This window comes from Phyllobacterium sp. GQ127 (assembly GCF_059758635.1).
In genome coordinates, this window is sequence record NZ_JCAXDZ010000011.1 from 1 (window position 1) to 16,496 (window position 16,496).

Here is a 16,496-nt window from a genome sequence, read left to right on the forward strand (position 1 = left end):
TCAAGCATCGCCCGGTTGCAAACGTTGGCAAGATTCGTGCCAGCAAGCTTAGAGAATGGAGACATGCGGCGTCCACTGATGTGTTGCTTCGACCTGAATGGCGAGATGCCCACTCCAAGTTTGGGTTGACATTGTTGTGCCCGCAATCAACACGATCAGTGATATGCCAATGCTGCGATCGGAACTCGTGACTACCAGATGGCTGCTCGATGGGCAACTGGATCGCATCTGCAGATGGTGCCGAAACGATCCGTTTCGGCACGGAATGCGTGAAGACTCGACTCTTTAACCAATCTCTGCGTGAAATATGCCATGGCAAAAACTCCTGGTCAGTCTTCTCAACCGCTGCTTCGTGAAACAGAGCGTCCTTTGCAGAGCAGGCCGCGCAAGCTTCGTGATCCGGCGCAGCCGCAACTGTCACTTGATCCCATGCCGGAGCGTGTCGAGCCCTGTCTGGCTTTACCCAAAACAAGGCCGCCGACAGGACCGGACTGGCTGTATGAGGTAAAATGGGACGGTTACCGGCTTGCCATTCATATCGAACCCAAAGGCATTCGCATTCTGACACCCGCAGGGCACGACTGGACCCACCGTTTTCCGGCAATTGCCGAAGCAGCAAGGAACCTTGGTGTGGCGACCGCCATTCTTGACGGTGAGGCTGTCGTCCTGGATGACAATGGGTTGCCTGACTTTGGCCTGTTGCAACAATCGCTTGGCGGCCGGGGCGGCAAGCGCCCATCGGAAGAAGCCTGGTTCTATGCCTTCGATCTGCTTTATTTCGACGGGCATGACCTCAGGGACATGGAACTGGTGTCACGCCGACATCTGCTTGAGGGTCTGATCGGAAAGGCCGATGGCACTGTCAAGTTTTCCGAAACGATCGAAGGCGATGGCGATAGTCTTCTCGCTGATGCCCGTCAGCACGGTCTTGAAGGCATCATCGCCAAGCGGAGAGACAGTTCTTACAGCAGCGGCCGCAGCGGTGATTGGCTGAAGATCAAATGCACTCAAAGTGAAAGTTTCTTCATCGTTGGCTGGGAACCGTCAACAGTTGCCTTTGACGGTGTCGGCCGCCTTCTGCTCGCTGCCTGGAAAGGTCATGATCTCGTTTACGTTGGTAGCGTCGGCACCGGGTTAAATCAACGCACGGCAACAGCGCTTCGTAAGGACCTGGAGAAGCTGAAGACCACCAGGCCACCGGTTCCGATCCAGGAAAAGGGTGTGCAATTCGTCCTGCCGACTCTGATTGCGGAAATTGAATTCCGGGCCTGGACCCATGATGGCAACCTAAGGCATGCCTCCTACAAGGGCCAGCGTGAATTGCAGGATAACGCAGCCGTCCTGAAGATGAAGTAACTTGCCGCTATTGAAAGCCAGCTCGGATTCATGGTCAGTCCGGGTTTTATTTGCCAAGTTTTTGTCAACGTTCCCGTCGATCAAGAAGGGAGCCGTATCTGCAGGTCTATACTCAACGTGCTGAGTCCCGGGTTGATTGAAGTTCATGATTGCTCCGCGCAACTGTGCGCCGCTCGCAATGATGGCGGAATCCTGCTCAAGTTCAGTGAGAATGCGGATGGCCGTGTGCTCAGCTTGCGTGAGACGATATGTTCTTGCCTCGGAATCTTACTGTGGCCGGACGCTGGTTTTTCAGAACGGCAACAGGAATGCCGGAAAATACCGGACCAGGCCTCGTATCCAAACAACGCGGCGAACATTCTGCACGTCCACCACTGCCGTGCTTCCGGATGCCAACATCACTTGTGATTGCGAAAGATAGATGTCGCGCACCCGGGTGCCGCCTTTCACGGCGAGCTTGCAACCGGGACGCCAAGCAACAAGCCGATCGGCATGCACACTGGTTGCTGGTGCATCGATGTCGGGGACACCGTCGCATCGCAGCAAAACAATACCATCCGTCGCGCCATGAACATGGACTGTGAGGAATAAGATCCGTCCGAATGCGGTGGCCGCAAGCCGCAGGTTCAGTTTCGAACCCAGCCTTACATTCTCGCTGAAGGCTACGAGCCGTCTGGGGTTCAAGTACAATCTTTCTCCGGGTCGAAGTGTTAGCTTGACGAAACTTGCACCACTCGTAAGTCGGATTGAAAAGTCTCCGGCGGGCTTTTGGGCAACACGATTGAAGGCATAAATTCCGCTGGCAATTCGAGTCAGCATGGCGGCGCGAGGTTGCGGCCAATGCAGCGCCGCCGGCGCGTCGGTCACATCATAACTGCGGTGCACATAAAAGGGCTGGCCGTGATCATCAAGCAAGGCCAGTTCTGTCACGACCGACGGCTTGAGGGGAGAATCACTTGCTACATTGTCGGGGTCCATTGACAAGAAGGGCTGCTGGGACGCTTCACCGAAGTTACGAGCCGCGATATTGGTAAGACTACGCACAAGGGCGGCCCACATCAGAAAGGCCGCAAATAGCTCGAAGCATCGCGCTTCGAAGAAAATGCGCGAGATGGCTTGTTGAGTTTCAGCTTTTGCCACTGCTAGCGCGGCGCTCAGCGCATCGACCACATCACACTCGTGCAGTTTCGTCAGGGCGGGCCCAGATATCTTTTTCTTCTTCAGTTCGTCCAAACATTTGTCCGACCTCTTCGTGGCTCCCTCTCCGATCTCTTTGATCTTCTGTTCTGCCAAACGAAGCTGGGGTTCACGGAATGTACGATAAAGATGATCGATCTCCTTCAGGAAAGATCTGCGAACAAAGCATTTCACATCTGGCAAAAGCCAATCGCAGTCTGGCAGTGCAAGTGTTGGGTAGAGATGCCAAACGTGTGGTGGAAGAGGTCTGCTATCAGGTTTCCTGAAAAGCAGATTGAGAACAACATCTCCCTTAGACTGTCCGCCTTTAACGGCGTCTTTTATCGACGTCCGGAAGTCGCTGTTTTCATCTTGCAGCGATTCCTCGATTTGGTTGAACCCCAGTTCAACGGAGTACTCAACGTCGCCCCGTAGCGTTTTCATGTCAGCAGAGTCTCGGATCAGCCCAAATGCTCTGCTGTTCCGCGCCAGTCTCCCCGCTCTCGCCCACCGGAATCTGGATATCGTAGAGGATGGAAATCGCGGTCCGTTCGATCCACCACTGCAAAGCCAGACCCAGCAGCAGAGCGGCAAGAATAGGAGTGCTCTGCACAACTATCTTTGTCACACTGCCTGCACGGATATGAGTTGCTCCGGAACGCAGGATTGCCAATGCATCCTTGTTTTGCGCAATCGTAAGAAAAGTAAGCCGGATCGCCACTGATGCGGCCAATAGGTAGAACAGAGGAAAGAGATCGAAAATGCCAGCCCCATCACCAATATAGCCGCGTATCAACGGGATCCCTGCAACCAGCCCCGCCAGTGAGCAAAACTCCAAACTTTGCATGGGGATCCTGGACAGAAGCCAAATCAGCGATACAAGACTCATGCCGCTGTAGATGAGCCATCCATATGCAAGTTTGGCATCATATTTTGTCACTTCTACAAGAGCGCTATTGAAAGCCCCCAGGATCGATGCGTTGTCGAGAATTTCCTGTTGAGCTCGACCTGTGATTCCTTGACAGCCTTTTCGGCATTTCGAAGCGATGTTGGCGACTCCGGCAGGCACTGACCTCAGTCACACCGGCAGTCCCGAAGCACGCATTTTCTCGGTGAGTTTGACAGCCCGGCCGACATCGAGATCGCCATTGAGGAATTGTCAAATTCTGAAGGTTTGGCGTTAAACGGTTCAGTGAATGGCAGAGTGGAAGAGTTTTCAGGCGCCGCCGCAGATTGACTCAGCGAACACGCACAGCATATCGAGAAATGTCTCGTCGCTCGCCGCCGAGGTATCGATTGGCTGCTCTGTCGCCTGCAAGGTGACGCGCCTGCCTTCATGGTTCTTACAATGTCCTGGAGATCACGTATCGACCGTGCCAGCCGGTCGATACGTGTGACCATCAGTGTGTCGCCCGCATGCAAGAAATCCATCTGGGTCGTGAACTCACTCCGTCCCTCTCGCTGTGTACTGCTCTTTTTCCCGGAACGAGTGAGTTGACAACCGGCCGCTCGAAGCACCGCTTCCGGAATGCTCAGGTCCTGATCAATGCTGCTCACGCGGGCATAGCGGTGGGTTGGCATCGGACAATCGTCTCGTTAACATCCAGACGACGCCACGCTAGCGTCTCGGAATGTCACAAACAATCCTTATGAGACGTAAAAATCGTCTCACCGTGCCGGCCTATTGGAGCGTCTAACCAAAGGACAGTCACCAGTGTCTCACGCAACTTGAACACAACCGGATGATTGCGCGCTGCAAATAATTTGAACAGGCAATTGACATCAGCGATGTATGCTACATTTCGGATGCAAGCAGCACCATGTTCTCGCTTCTGAATTGTCTTCCCTGCCAACGCGACAAATAATCAAACAAGAATCCGGGCGGCCCGTCCCATTTTGCGCTCGGCATTGTTATAATAGCCAGCCGCTTGCGCCATGGATTTGTGCAACGACTGTTGCATAGCTTCCGCCAGCGGAATGCCGCGCTTGGCCGCCTCCGTCAGATAGCCGGAGCGTAACCCATGGGCCGAAAACATGGAGGGATCGAGACCCGCCTGCCTGGCGCGTGCCTTGACGATGAGATTGATCGATTGCGGTGTCAGCGCCCGCCGGTCAAGATTGCCCCATTGATCGATGCGGCGAAAGACAGCGCCGTTCTCAATTCCTGCTGCCTTGATCCAGGCTTTTAGTGCAACAACAGGACGACCGATCAAAACCACCTGTTCGTCATCATCGGCCGAGGTGGTTTTTGTTCTACCGAGATGGATGGCGAGGCAGGGCAGGGCAGGGGAATCTTTGTTGGCCGGATCGGCGCGGACCGGCGCCTCGTCAACGAGGTTGTCCACACGCAGTCCGGCAACTTCGGAACGGCGGCGGCCGCCGGAGGCGAAGGCCATCAGCAGCAGGGCACGATCACGCACATCAACCAGCCTGTCGCCGCCACAGACAGCCAGCAGCTTGACCAGCACATCCACAGTCACCGCCTTTTTGCTCTTGCGCTGACGGGGCCGGGCGCTGGCGCGGACAGCCAGCCGCAGAGCACTTTTGAGGGAGGGTGCCGAAAACGAACCGGTCAGGCCGCGCCAGCGTGTCAGGATCGACCAGCTAGTCAGCCGCCTGCGCACGGTGCTCGGCGCATGCGGGCCGGTGCTGCGCAGCATGCCTTTGGCCCGCAATGCAACTGTCACGTCTTGCGGCATGCCGTGCTCCGGATTGTTTTCGCACTCAGCCTGATCCCACAAATGGTGCGCGACGAATTTCAGCAGCAGGCTTTCCGGTGCGGGCCAGGGGAGGGGAGTGCCGCTGGCGACAGCGCACCACGCCTCAAGGTAAGCAATGTCAGACGCCAGCGCCCGCATGGTGTTGTCACCCATGCCTGCGCTGGCCAGATGCTTCAGCGTCGCGATATCGTCGTTGGTCAAAAGTTCGGCAAGTTGGTCGCGTCGGTTGAAAGGCAGGATAGCGTCAAGCGAATCCAGTTCCTTAGCGCGTTTGAAGACGCCATTGTCTAAAAGCGAGAGGTCAGTGCTCATGTTCGAGCGGCCCAGCGATCGTGATCCCTTCGCTGCGGGCGGCGGCAGCCATCTTTCGGTCACCAGTCGCCAGAGGCAGCCCTTGCGTTCCGGCAAGGGCAACATAACTCGCATCGTACGCGGTCAACGTGTGGCGGGCCGCCAGTTCCAGCACCAGGCCGTCTCCGCCCGATCCAGCGTCCTCGAGCGGCAACCCTCGCAGCTGTGTCATCAATAGCAGCGCTTCGCCCTGCGTCAGCCCGCCCCGCCGCTCTGCGACCAGAAACAGGTTGCGCGTCTCAAACCAGAACAGTGAGGGTACGAGAGCGACCGTCGATCGGATTTCAGACATCAGTCGATCGGCGGCATCGTGTTGTTCGTCGGGCAGAAACCAGGCGGCGGCGATCGAGGCGTCAAGAACAAAGGACATCAGTAACGCCGACCTTCATCGCGCCATTCGCGGATTTCGGCCTGCGTGGTGACTGGACGGCTGGCGCGCTGGGCCTTGATTTCGGCGATCAGTGCATCGACATCGTTGTCGCGGCGGATGCGGGAAAGCCGCGCGACAGGCGTGTTGCCGCGCGAGATAATGACGTCCTCGCCGGCTTCAACTTTCGCCAGGAGCTCGGACAGATGAGTTTTGGCCTGGGCGACCTTGACGGTAACGGTCATGACGGATGCTCCATGGTTGCGTCTCTCGTCGAGCGGACGGTGGTTAACACCGCTTTTCAACGTTCTGCTGATCATACAGCCGGTTCACAAAGTTGGTCAAGACCTGACCATATTACTATCGATACAGGAAAACTATCAATAGTAAGCCATCTATTGGAGTTTTTCTTGCCATCTCAGGCGGGAATCGCTATATTTAATGGGATCTCGATAGAGGAAAGCCGATGTCTGAACCACAACTCTCCGTCCGCAGCACAAAGGCGAGGGACTTGGCCCATGCGCTGGCGCGTCGCACCGGTCAGCCAATCAACAAGCTTGTCGAGCAGGCGCTCGAGCGATACGATCTGGAACTGCGCCAACAGTCTGCCCGGACACCGATCGATGTCCTGTCGCACTTGATGGCCGAGGGCCGGCGTGCTGTGCCGACCGGCACGACATCTGCGCATGACGATTTCTACGACGAATATGGTTTACCACGATGATCGCTGTCGATACGTCGGTCATTCTGGCGATGGCTTTGGGAGAGCCAGAGGCCGAACGGTTCATATCGCTGGTGGGTCGGGAGGCACTTGCAATCGGCTGGCCGACCCTGCTTGAGGCTCGAATGGTGCTGACAGGAAGAGGATTTCCAAACGCTTCGGAGATTGTCGATCAGTTTGTCCGGCTTCCGAACGTAACCGCGATTGCTTTTGACGAAAAGCATTATCGTGAAGCGGAACGAGCGTTTGACCGCTTCGGCAAGGGACGTCATCCAGCGGGTCTCAACATGGGTGACTGCTCTTCTTATGCAGTCGCAGCCGTCGCCAAGGCACCGCTACTGTTCAAGGGAAATGATTTCGCCAAAACAAATCTACAGTGTCACCGGGGCTCTGCAGTGATGGCGGGCGATCACTGATGGGCGAAGGCATAAGCAGTCTGCAGAGTTCTGTCCGGTTTAAAACGCGCTGCGGAACTGGACGCGGTTTCCGCAATTCTGCCGATTGATCGCCGCGACCAGCTCACCGACCAAGACCTGGCAACCCTCAAGCATCTGGCACGGCAGGAGCCTGCAATATTATTCGAGCACTTGTCTCTGACCTTGCTTGCGGATGCGAGGCTATCGTGCAATGAGGCCAAGTTTCCTGGCCCTGTCCAGCAGATGCTTGACCGACGAGGCTGTCCAGGTTGCCGATCCCCGCGGCGTGCGCTCGTACATCGCTTCAAGCTGGGCGGCAATGTCGCGCAAGGTGAGGTCTGGATTTGCGTTGGCAATGCCGGTGATCAAAGATATCAGACGGTCCTCCGGCAAGCGGCGGCGGGCAGCGCTGACCAATCCAGGATCGACCAAACCTTCCTGCACGAGGCGGTTTACCGAACGCCGCAGTCGATCGACAGACCATTTCTGCCCGCTTTCACGGTTAAGGCTTCGCGCCACGTCTTCCCAAGGATGGTCGGGACGCATGCGCTGCACAATCGGCAGCCAGGAAGACATCGTTGCGGTCAGATCGGCAAGATGGTCGCGTTTTCTTGCCCGTGACGTTTTGGCAATGGCTTCGGGTGTCCGCGCACGCAGACCCGGATTGCCAGGAAGTTTGCCACGGCCTTTGGCGGCTTTGATACCTGCTTTGGTGCGTTCGGAGATCAATGCCCGCTCCAGTTGGGCTACGGCGCCAAGAACCTGCAGCGAAAACATGCCTTGCGGGGTCGAGGTATCGATTGGATCGTTCAGCGATCGGAAATGTGCACCCTTGTCTTCCAGTTGCTCGATCACCTGCAGCAAATGGCTGACGGAGCGTGCCAGGCGGTCCAGACGAACCACAACCAGGACTTCTCCTACATTGATTTCCCGTAACAGCTTTGCCAGAACTGGCCGCGCGCGGGAAGCACCAGAACCCCGCTCTTCGAAAACCGTCTGACAGCCAGCTGCCTGCAACTCAATCAGCTGAGGGTCGCTCAACTGATCTTCCGTGGAAACACGAGCATATCCGATAAGACGTGGCTTGGGCTGGAGTTTCATTTCGTGGTAGTTTTCCATTCATTTCGCTCTGACAGTAGCCCGAGCAGCTTAGGATTGATGTACAGGTTTTCCCGGCCAGACTTTATTTCTTCAAGCACACCTATTTCGGAAATCATCTTCAGATAGGTGGCAGCAGCTTGCCTCTTGGCAATTCCAGCATCCACAAGATCACCTATGCGGCAGTAGGGATTCATGAAGATAATCTCCGCGAGCTCTCGGGAATAAATTTTTGGCAATTCATTGCGTATGCGCAACGCTGTTTCATCCAGCAAATTACGAATGGAGCGAATTTTTTCGGTCGACCAATGTGCCGTGTCCCGTACAGCTTCCAACATGAAGAGAATCCATTCCTCCCACTCTCCATCGGTCGTTACGGACAGGAGGCGCTGATAATAGGCCGATTTGTTGCGGATGATGTAGCGGCTGAGATAGAGAACTGGAATTTCCAACAGCCCCTTGTCAACGAGATACAGGAGGTTGAGCACACGTCCGGTTCTGCCGTTGCCATCGGTAAAGGGATGGATTGCTTCAAACTGGTAGTGCATGATTGCCAGGCGGATCAGCGGGTCAATTTCCTCGGCCTCATGTATATAACGTTCCCAGTTTGCTAGTTTCTCCAGCAACAGTGCTTTGCCTTCGGGCGGAGTATAGATCACAGCACCCGTTGCATCATTCATGAGTGCTGTTCCGGGAGTCGCCCGAATATCAAGATCGATGCCTTTGATCGTCCGACAAATTTCAATTGCGACGGAGGTGGAAACCGGTCGCTGTTCCAGCATAAGGAAACCTTGGTGCAGAGCTGTGCGGTAACGCAGAGCTTCCTTGGTCGCAGCATCCGCATGATTTCCAGACTCGTTAACGAAGCGGAACAGCTGGTCTGCTGTCGTCATGATATTCTCGATTTCAGAACTTGCCTGAGCCTCCAAGAGTGGAATCGAATTGATAAGAACTGCCTGGTTTGAAATAAGCTGGCCCGAAACTCGAAGCTCGGCCAACGCTGCACGTGCTTCAATGCATGCTTTCAGGACTACTTTTGTTTCTACATCCTGCTGTGGTGGCAGAAGAGGAAGATCGTTATACGGGCGTTGCGTTTGAAACGACATATTGATAAAACATGGCGATGAAATTGATTTATATCGACACATATCACGGTTTGCAAGGTCTTTGTACAATATCGGAAGTGATTAGAAAATGGTTATTTGAAAATGCCGATAATAATAAAATGAGCATGTCTGCGATCGTTGAGTTGTTCGAAAAGCAAGGGAATACGGGCGTTTCGGCGGCGAGAGATAAGAATTTCTTGGCTGTGTACCCTATCGATAAACGTTAGTTATCGATGGTTAGAACGAAGCTGGCAGTATGTCGTTACAACAGAATTAAGATAGCTTCGTGTTACCTCTGTATTTACCATAGTTTCAAAGCCTTACCATATCGCTAGGTTGCCTCATAGGTTATGAATCCGGCTATTCGCGCTGGCACCGTGCTGAGACGATTAACGTTATTGATTGAGTGTGATTCACTCTATTTATGATAGACGGTACCTTCGGTTGGTCATGTCGATACGTATCGTTGCCAGCGATGCTCGGACTGAGGGCTGACCTCGTTGAACTAAGCCACGAACACGAAGCAGAATTTGGGAGGCTTTGGCTGATCAATGAGAGACTGCGCCTGGAAAAAGCAACTCACGCTGAAGGATGAGCGTTTGCAATTTGGAGAGTAACATGCTGCTAGTTCTGAGAACTAGCACCTGTGGGATGAGGTTGCCAGGTTGAAGAACCTCGCCACGCCAACCTAGTAAGTCGTCTGGTATAAAAGGGCGACAGACCTGCGGACCACTAACGATAAGGCAAACAAAAAGCGGCCCTCGCGATGCCAAGCCTGATCTAGATCTCATCGCCCGGGAAGTTACGCTTGGGCGCGGGGGAGACAACGGAGGCGGTTTGGACACGGGGAGTCGTTGAACTTAAAACTGCCATCAAGTGCCCGATCAATTGGTATGCGATCCGTTAGACACCTTCAATAAGGCAATAATTTTTTCAAAGATTTCGTCCTCATTCCCGGTAAGAACGATGTCTGCTTCGCTAACTTTTTCCCTAGCGAGAGTAAATTGATCTAATGTCATGATCCGCGATTTGACGTTACCCACTCGGCTAAGCTGCTTGGCGAGATCGGCGACCGTATCCAAACCAATGGTGCATGCTGAGACGCCCGAACGGTCGCGAAAATTATAGAATGTTTCGATCGCAATCGGTTCGAATACTGTAAAAGCGGGAATTGTGGCTGCCCGTCGTATCTCCGAGTTGCGCATTCCGTATTTATATTCACCAACATCAATAGACCAAGCGTACTTTTCAGAATGCCATGTCTCTACAAAATCGTACTCGGACTCACCCTCAAATCTTGGCGGTCGGGTTGTAGAGGGTTGCAGGACCACCCCGATATTCTTTTGTTTGATCCGTTCGATTTGCGTTGTTTTACCCGCGCCGCGGACACCTGTGAGTACGTAGAGCATGGACTAGCTATTCCTCCTAAAAATCAAAATTGTTTCCTTTTTGATGGAAGTCCAAGACTGCCTCGCTCTTGATTGTCTGACAGATCGGTCTGCAGAAAACCACAGCTCCCAACCATCTTCTTCTAGGCCAGCCTTCAGCATGACCTCTCCCTCGATACGCCCATGGTCTTTATGGGGCATGACGTAAGCTGCGAAGCTGCTTCCGTCTGTGAAACTTAATTGATTTGTTGCCACGCGTACAAGCTGTTCAGCCCACGTGTTGATGTGACCAAGTTTAAACCTTTTTCGTCTGGCGCCGATTTCGGCATTGACGAGGACAGCCAAATCATCATCAGATTTCCCAAGGAAATACATCGTGAGACGTTGTGCGAGACCGTAGTCGATAGCCCCTCCGTAAGGAGGGGAGGTCAATAGTAGCGCAGGTGCTTCGCACGGCATTGAAAAAAGATCCTTGTTCCAGTCAATTACTGAGAAATCGAATCTCCCTTGTCGTGATGTTGCGGGAATCGTGCGCCTTATTCCGTCGAGCTGCCGCCTTGTGCGCTTTATCCACGCCAACGCAGCGCCACCCGCATCTTTATAGACGAACTCGGTTGGGCGCACGTTGTCCGCTACATGACCCCAACTGCGTGTCTCCGAACAGGTGTTACGTGCGATGGCAGATAGCATCGTGAAGCCGACTATCTTCGTAAAGCGGGCAGTGCGAGCGGACTCGATATACTCGAGAAGTCTTTGGAGTTCATCTAAAGTTTTGGGATGGTACCAGTCGCTGAGACTTGCGACCGCGGGCGGTTTAAATAGAAAATTCAACACGTTTGGAACGGATCGACCACCTACCTCATCTATGTGCTCATCTACAGTCGTCCCCGACTGCAGTGCTTCAATCAAGAAAGCGTTTGGTGTTCGAATCTCCTCAACAACGGAACGCAAATCATCGAGCACAGCTTCGAAAAGAAATTGGTCCTTCATCAGGAGTGAAATGAGCCCGGTGGTGGCGAGGCCCGACATTACTCCTACAGGATTAATGTCGCACGAGACGGAGTTCCGACCGCGCAAAATCGCCGCGGCTGCCGTCGAACCGATTCCACAAAACGGATCAAATATTGTGTCTCCTTCCGACGACAGCAAGTCCACTAGTACTCCTGGTAGTCCAGGTGCAAAACTTCCTGGGTACCAGTGAATTGCCGAGATATCTAAAGGACCGCGCTCAACGAAATCCCAATCAACGAAAGATAATTGCCTATGAACTGCTTGATCACTCATATCAATTTGAACTGGCTTGCTGAGTTCTGAAAAGGATCTTCAAGTGGGTCCGCTAGCGGTTGTGAATCGACTACGATATCTGATATTGCGCGCTGAAATTCTGCTACTGCCCTGGAATTCGTTTTTTGAGATTGCTCGCGAGAAGAGAACAGACCAATGAGAAGCTCGTTTGAGGATTCGCCGATTTCAACGTCTTCATCCCTATCTCGGACGTGCAAATTTACGCCTCTGTCCGTTTTCGAGCGATCAAGTATGACGTGTACGATTGTTTGGCACTTAAGAACTTGTGACATCTTTTCCTCCAACGTGCGTTTGATGGAAGGGTTTGATAGTTTATCGTATCCATTGGTGAAAAAGCTACGTCTTAAACTCACTGGGTAGTACAAGTCAGCTAGCATTGTCCGCTTTACCAGTGTCCCAATGTTCTGGTTGGCACCTACTGAAGCTGAAATCAGATGATGTACTAGGGAATCATCCGTCAGTATCCAACTATCAACGCCGATTATATCGGCGCTTGTTGCCAGCTCAATCGCCTTAGTTAGCATGGCTTTCGCTGAGAACTCAGCCCAATCATGGAGGAGATAGCGGTAAAGTTGATGTCTCAGCGACTGCCACCGTTTAACAAGGGGAATGCTTGAGCTATGTATTGATAGCCTGCCGGAAACAACTCGCAGGTCTCTCGCGAGAGCAAGCGCTACATTACTGTCGTCCCTCGATGCGATACCCACGTGATAGGCAAGCCTGACGACATTGTCTATGTTGTCCAAATCAATTTGACTGCTGATTAATGGCCCCAGTGGGCCATCCCCAGCTATAGCCTCAGCTACCTGACTCCAGTTCTCACCGATCAGAGTTGCCGCCTGAAATGACGAACCCAAATAGGATACGTTTGCTTCCGTGCGTTGGAAGAATGCCTCTTCAAGTCGTTCTCCGACGCGTTGATGGTGCAGGTCTTCCAAGTCTGGATCGTCGGCAAGGATATACTCAAGGGAATGTCCGAACGGTCCAGTTTTCATGTCGTGCAGCATAGCTGCTGCAGTGATGATGGCGGCGGTGTCAGAGGTAGAATTAGATGCTTCGGCCCACTCCTTGGCTAACCGCGTCACTCCCAGGGTGTGCTCAAAGCGCGAGATTTCCGACGCGCCCGTGATTAGCAATGAGTTGATGTTGCACATTCTTACGTTACGGAGTCTTTGGACCTCCGGCGTTCGAATTAACGTGGCCTCGAATGGTGAGAATTCAGTGCGTCCATAGAGAGGGTCGAATGATCTAAATGCCAGCATAATCTAACGCCTCCGAGGCGGCCAGCCTACCAGACACCGCTGCTTGCAAAAGACCTCGAGCATGCCCCGCGGCATCCCCCGCAACAAATAGGTCGGGCTGGTCAGTCTGATGTGTGTAATCAATTGCGAAAACGTCCCAGTGCCAATCCAGCAAGGGAAAATGGATCCTATACTCTTGATCCCAATCAACGAGGCCCAGTACACTCAAAGTTTCAGCAAAGGTAGCGAGGGTTTGAGCAACGGATTCTCCATATGCTGCCCGAATTAATGAGAGCTGAAAGGTTGGAGTTCCTTTTACAGTGGGCGCGCGCTCATACTCTGACCGTGGCAGGGTCTCCAGGTAGGTGAGCGCTCGAGTGAGCGCCACAGCTTTTCCTCGAACACGTGTCAGAATTCCAAAGTTAGCACGAGGCTCACCTTCGTTAGCAACGATACCACCAGGTATCGAGATATCATGGAATGGGTAGCGAAATATCGTTCCAGGGTAGTTAAGGCAAAAAGTTCGAGTATTCCCAAGAAGAACCTTTGCATCGGGCCCGCGTGCGCGCAACATTTGCAAGGCGCGGCGGTTTAAAAACTCCAAACGGACGCCAAGGTCGATGCCCTTGCCTTCCTGTGGTGAAGCGCCTGCGGCTTTCAGCAAAGATCCTGCTGCTCTCCCACCAGCGGCAACTACGACGCGGCCCTTAGCAACTGGACCGTGACGGTCTGAGGCAATCCACCCAGAGCTGGTACGCTCGAGATTAACAATTGTGGAATCTACAACACGAGTGAGCTTACGGATTTTCTCTGAGATGAGTTGAACAAGATCTTCAATTTCAGGAGGGGTTAGAACAATCGACTCATACGTTCTAATAGTGGCCTCGCTTGACAAGCGTTCGTCTCCCTGCAGATCATCCGAACGTATAACTCGTCTATCACTTAATTCGCAAAAGGATAAAGCTTGACCAATTTGGCAGTTTAGGGCGTCGAGCCCCCCGGCTACTTGAATAAGTCCCTGACCCGCCGGAGGGAGCGAAAACTTTGCACCAGAGAACCGCGTGAATCCCCCCAGGGCCCCGTTTGCTTGTGGCAGGCTGTGATCGATGAGAACGACACTTTTACCAGCTTCCGCGAGTACTTGGGCAGCGTTTATGCCAGCCAAACCTGCTCCGATTATTAAGTAGTCACCAGTAGTCACAGACAATTAGCTTTCCTCGTGATCTGGAACGATCTTCATGGCGCGGAATACTAGAGACACGGCGTTTTTAGCTGCAAGCGCTTGGCGTGATTTCTTCTCTTCCGATTTGTTTCCGTCGGCCCAGTCGCAGACTGCTTTGACTATTACCCAAGGGGTTGGCTTTTCCGCAAGCGCGACCACAAGGCCAATGCCCTCCATCTCGCCACCAATGGCGTCGCCACCGGCCAGCGCCTGGAGCTTCTCCCGAAAATCAAGATTATCAACCAGTTTATCGCCGCTTAAGAGCAGTCCGATCTTAACCTCCGCATCATTCCACACGCTTGCCGCCGCTTCGATGAGGCTAACTAGCATCGGACTGGCGTCGGTCCGCGACCCGCGAGAAACAACCGCGGCCTCGCCGTACTCGTTGCTTCCCACCCGCTGCAACTCATACCCAAGTACCTGCCGGCTTACTAAGACTGTGCCAATAGGGTATTTTGATTCGTCCATCCCGAATGCAATCCCAACCATAATGACGTGCTTAGGTTTGAGATGATGTGAGATCTGTATCGTGGTAGAGATGGATCCACCAACGGAAGACGAACCCATCGCCACCTTTACGACAGCGACATGTTTTCCATGAATGTATCCACAATCAAAATAGGCTCGGCCGCCAACAATCCGTGGCTCTGGATCGCAGCCTAAATTCCTGACGGCCTCAAACACTGCATCGCGCTCGACATCCGTTGCGACGACGATGAGGTAATCATATGTGGTTTTGCCTTGCGCCTGCACTCGTGCAGCCTCCATTGCATTACGAAACTGTAGGTGGTTTGAGAGAATACCCAGGACCTTCTCCATTCTTGAAGAGGCCAAGCTCAACGTTTCAGTCCCTGCTTTTATCTCTGTATGAGCAACTCGATGGCTGATAGCCCTCATTGTCTGTTGAACGAACAGTCGGAATGTTTCCATCTGGTTTGCGATATCACTTTTGTACATAGCAGCTAGACTTGCCCCGAGAAGTTGAATTTTTTCGTGAAGTTCATTCCGTTCGTCGTAGCCCGCCCTGTTATAAAAATAACCCTCCCAAAACTCCCTCGTCGCGAGCCAGTCGGCCTCGATTAGCTTTTCTAACCCGAGAATTTTCGCCACATCGAACAATATAGGAATATCTAGACAAGGAAAATTCACCGAACAGCGGTCAAAAAACTTTAGGCCATTGATACCCGTAGCGATATCGGAGTGCAGCGATCCCATGAAATGCTTCGTGTACTGCACGGAAATCTGGCGCCGGATAATTCCGATCGCGGATTCCGGCTTTTTTGAAGCCTTCGTTGCGGTTGAAAACAGCGCCGCCGTTACGGCCCTATCTCCTCGTCTGAGCAAGCTTTCGCTCACCACTCGCTTTGCGTCGCGTTCAGCCTCCAATGAGGATTGCGGGTCAACTCCCCAAGCTGCGAGGCCTGAGGCGAGAGACAATGTCGCGCTGGTCGATTTTGGTATGATGGGTAATGTGTCGGGGATGTGGCTACTGTTGCCAAAGTACATTGGGTAGCGATTGCGATCGTCGGTGTACAAGGCTGCCCTCGATTCGAAAAATTCAGCCAGTGTCGGATGACTACTTAGAATATCGAGGTGTCCGGTATGTACCAACAGTTTAATAAACTCGCTTAGAGACGTTGAGCTGTTGATTGCGGGGCTTTCAAAGAAAATTGAAGCGCTACAGTTAAGAGCTGAGCCAGTTAGGAAGCTCAAAAGCTTAAGAGAAATTTGCACAATATTTTCAGATATCGTGCATTGAACTGATTCACCTAACTCCCGGTCAAAAAAATGAAGATAAACCGATCTACCATGGGTTGGCATAAAATACTATCGTCCCCCGCGATTCGCGAATGTGAAGAGTAGTTCATTTGCGGTTGCTATGACACACGACATATGTGGTGAAGCCTGGTCGGCACGTAAATCTAGAGAGAGGCGAAGAATATCCCAGGCCGACACGGTTAGCCAACTGTGAAAGCATTACCCATCATGCTTTGCTAGCTTCAAAGTATATTCACCGCCGAACGGGCCA

16 protein-coding genes and 1 pseudogene are annotated in these 16,496 nt (G+C 53.0%); 4 read left to right on the top strand and 13 right to left on the bottom strand.

The window, feature by feature from the left end:
• The first annotated feature begins 312 nt into the window (after positions 1-312).
• On the top strand, positions 313-1,356 hold the full coding sequence (gene ligD, locus AC6CHM_RS23660; RefSeq protein WP_498175541.1) for a non-homologous end-joining DNA ligase: 1,044 nt from the start codon (positions 313-315) through the stop codon (positions 1,354-1,356).
• Between the two features lie 291 nt (positions 1,357-1,647).
• Here ligD and AC6CHM_RS23665 read toward each other — a convergent pair whose 3' ends face one another.
• The 6 genes and pseudogenes from AC6CHM_RS23665 to AC6CHM_RS23690 form a co-directional block, all read right to left on the bottom strand.
• Positions 1,648-2,976 (bottom strand): AIM24 family protein, encoded by a 1,329-nt coding sequence (locus tag AC6CHM_RS23665; protein ID WP_498175543.1) that lies wholly within the window; start codon positions 2,974-2,976, stop codon positions 1,648-1,650.
• Between the two features lies 1 nt (position 2,977).
• Positions 2,978-3,379 carry a hypothetical protein gene (locus AC6CHM_RS23670; protein WP_498175545.1) on the bottom strand — a complete coding sequence of 134 codons (402 nt, stop codon included), beginning with the start codon at positions 3,377-3,379 and terminating at the stop codon, positions 2,978-2,980.
• A 390-nt stretch (positions 3,380-3,769) separates the two neighbouring features.
• Positions 3,770-4,113, bottom strand: a pseudogene (locus AC6CHM_RS23675) (recombinase family protein); the annotation flags it as partial.
• Between the two features lie 284 nt (positions 4,114-4,397).
• Positions 4,398-5,564, bottom strand: coding sequence for a site-specific integrase (locus AC6CHM_RS23680; protein WP_498175547.1), 1,167 nt, complete (start codon positions 5,562-5,564; stop codon positions 4,398-4,400).
• Positions 5,554-5,973: a type II toxin-antitoxin system VapC family toxin gene (locus tag AC6CHM_RS23685; RefSeq protein WP_498175549.1), complete on the bottom strand. Its 420-nt coding sequence runs from the start codon at positions 5,971-5,973 to the stop codon at positions 5,554-5,556. Before AC6CHM_RS23685 ends, AC6CHM_RS23680 begins: the two co-directional genes overlap by 11 nt.
• Entirely contained in the window at positions 5,973-6,215 is a 243-nt protein-coding gene (locus tag AC6CHM_RS23690) for a type II toxin-antitoxin system Phd/YefM family antitoxin (protein ID WP_498175551.1), read from the bottom strand. Before AC6CHM_RS23690 ends, AC6CHM_RS23685 begins: the two co-directional genes overlap by 1 nt.
• Positions 6,216-6,436: 221 nt before the next feature.
• On the opposite strand from AC6CHM_RS23690, the gene AC6CHM_RS23695 reads away from it, so the two are divergent.
• Positions 6,437-6,694 carry a type II toxin-antitoxin system VapB family antitoxin gene (locus tag AC6CHM_RS23695; protein WP_498175553.1) on the top strand — a complete coding sequence of 86 codons (258 nt, stop codon included), beginning with the start codon at positions 6,437-6,439 and terminating at the stop codon, positions 6,692-6,694.
• Complete coding sequence (locus tag AC6CHM_RS23700) at positions 6,691-7,107, top strand: type II toxin-antitoxin system VapC family toxin (RefSeq protein WP_498175555.1); 417 nt, start codon at positions 6,691-6,693, stop codon at positions 7,105-7,107. Before AC6CHM_RS23695 ends, AC6CHM_RS23700 begins: the two co-directional genes overlap by 4 nt.
• A gap of 201 nt (positions 7,108-7,308) precedes the next feature.
• Here AC6CHM_RS23700 and AC6CHM_RS23705 read toward each other — a convergent pair whose 3' ends face one another.
• Together AC6CHM_RS23705 and fic are read right to left on the bottom strand one after the other, a co-directional pair.
• Entirely contained in the window at positions 7,309-8,208 is a 900-nt protein-coding gene (locus AC6CHM_RS23705) for a recombinase family protein (protein WP_498175557.1), read from the bottom strand.
• On the bottom strand, positions 8,205-9,353 hold the full coding sequence (fic, locus tag AC6CHM_RS23710) for a protein adenylyltransferase Fic (protein ID WP_498175559.1): 1,149 nt from the start codon (positions 9,351-9,353) through the stop codon (positions 8,205-8,207). Before fic ends, AC6CHM_RS23705 begins: the two co-directional genes overlap by 4 nt.
• Here fic and AC6CHM_RS23715 point away from each other — a divergent pair.
• Positions 9,323-9,538, top strand: a complete 216-nt coding sequence (locus AC6CHM_RS23715) for a hypothetical protein (protein ID WP_498175691.1) — start codon at positions 9,323-9,325, stop codon at positions 9,536-9,538. The two genes, fic and AC6CHM_RS23715, sit on opposite strands and share 31 nt — an antisense overlap.
• A 657-nt stretch (positions 9,539-10,195) precedes the next feature.
• Here AC6CHM_RS23715 and AC6CHM_RS23720 read toward each other — a convergent pair.
• The 5 genes from AC6CHM_RS23720 to AC6CHM_RS23740 are packed head-to-tail and all read right to left on the bottom strand — an operon-like array spanning position 10,196 to position 16,288.
• Complete coding sequence (locus tag AC6CHM_RS23720) at positions 10,196-10,720, bottom strand: hypothetical protein (protein ID WP_498175561.1); 525 nt, start codon at positions 10,718-10,720, stop codon at positions 10,196-10,198.
• Positions 10,721-10,723: 3 nt separating this feature from the next.
• Entirely contained in the window at positions 10,724-11,983 is a 1,260-nt protein-coding gene (locus AC6CHM_RS23725) for a DNA methyltransferase (RefSeq protein ID WP_498175563.1), read from the bottom strand.
• Positions 11,980-13,266 (bottom strand): HD domain-containing protein, encoded by a 1,287-nt coding sequence (locus AC6CHM_RS23730; RefSeq protein WP_498175565.1) that lies wholly within the window; start codon positions 13,264-13,266, stop codon positions 11,980-11,982. Before AC6CHM_RS23730 ends, AC6CHM_RS23725 begins: the two co-directional genes overlap by 4 nt.
• Positions 13,253-14,446 carry an FAD-dependent oxidoreductase gene (locus AC6CHM_RS23735; protein WP_498175677.1) on the bottom strand — a complete coding sequence of 398 codons (1,194 nt, stop codon included), beginning with the start codon at positions 14,444-14,446 and terminating at the stop codon, positions 13,253-13,255. The genes AC6CHM_RS23730 and AC6CHM_RS23735 overlap by 14 nt, the downstream gene beginning before the upstream one ends.
• A gap of 6 nt (positions 14,447-14,452) precedes the next feature.
• The gene (locus tag AC6CHM_RS23740; protein ID WP_498175567.1) at positions 14,453-16,288 is read right to left on the bottom strand and encodes a 5'-methylthioadenosine/S-adenosylhomocysteine nucleosidase family protein; all 1,836 of its coding nucleotides are present in this window, start codon (positions 16,286-16,288) and stop codon (positions 14,453-14,455) included.
• Positions 16,289-16,496 lie beyond the last annotated feature (208 nt).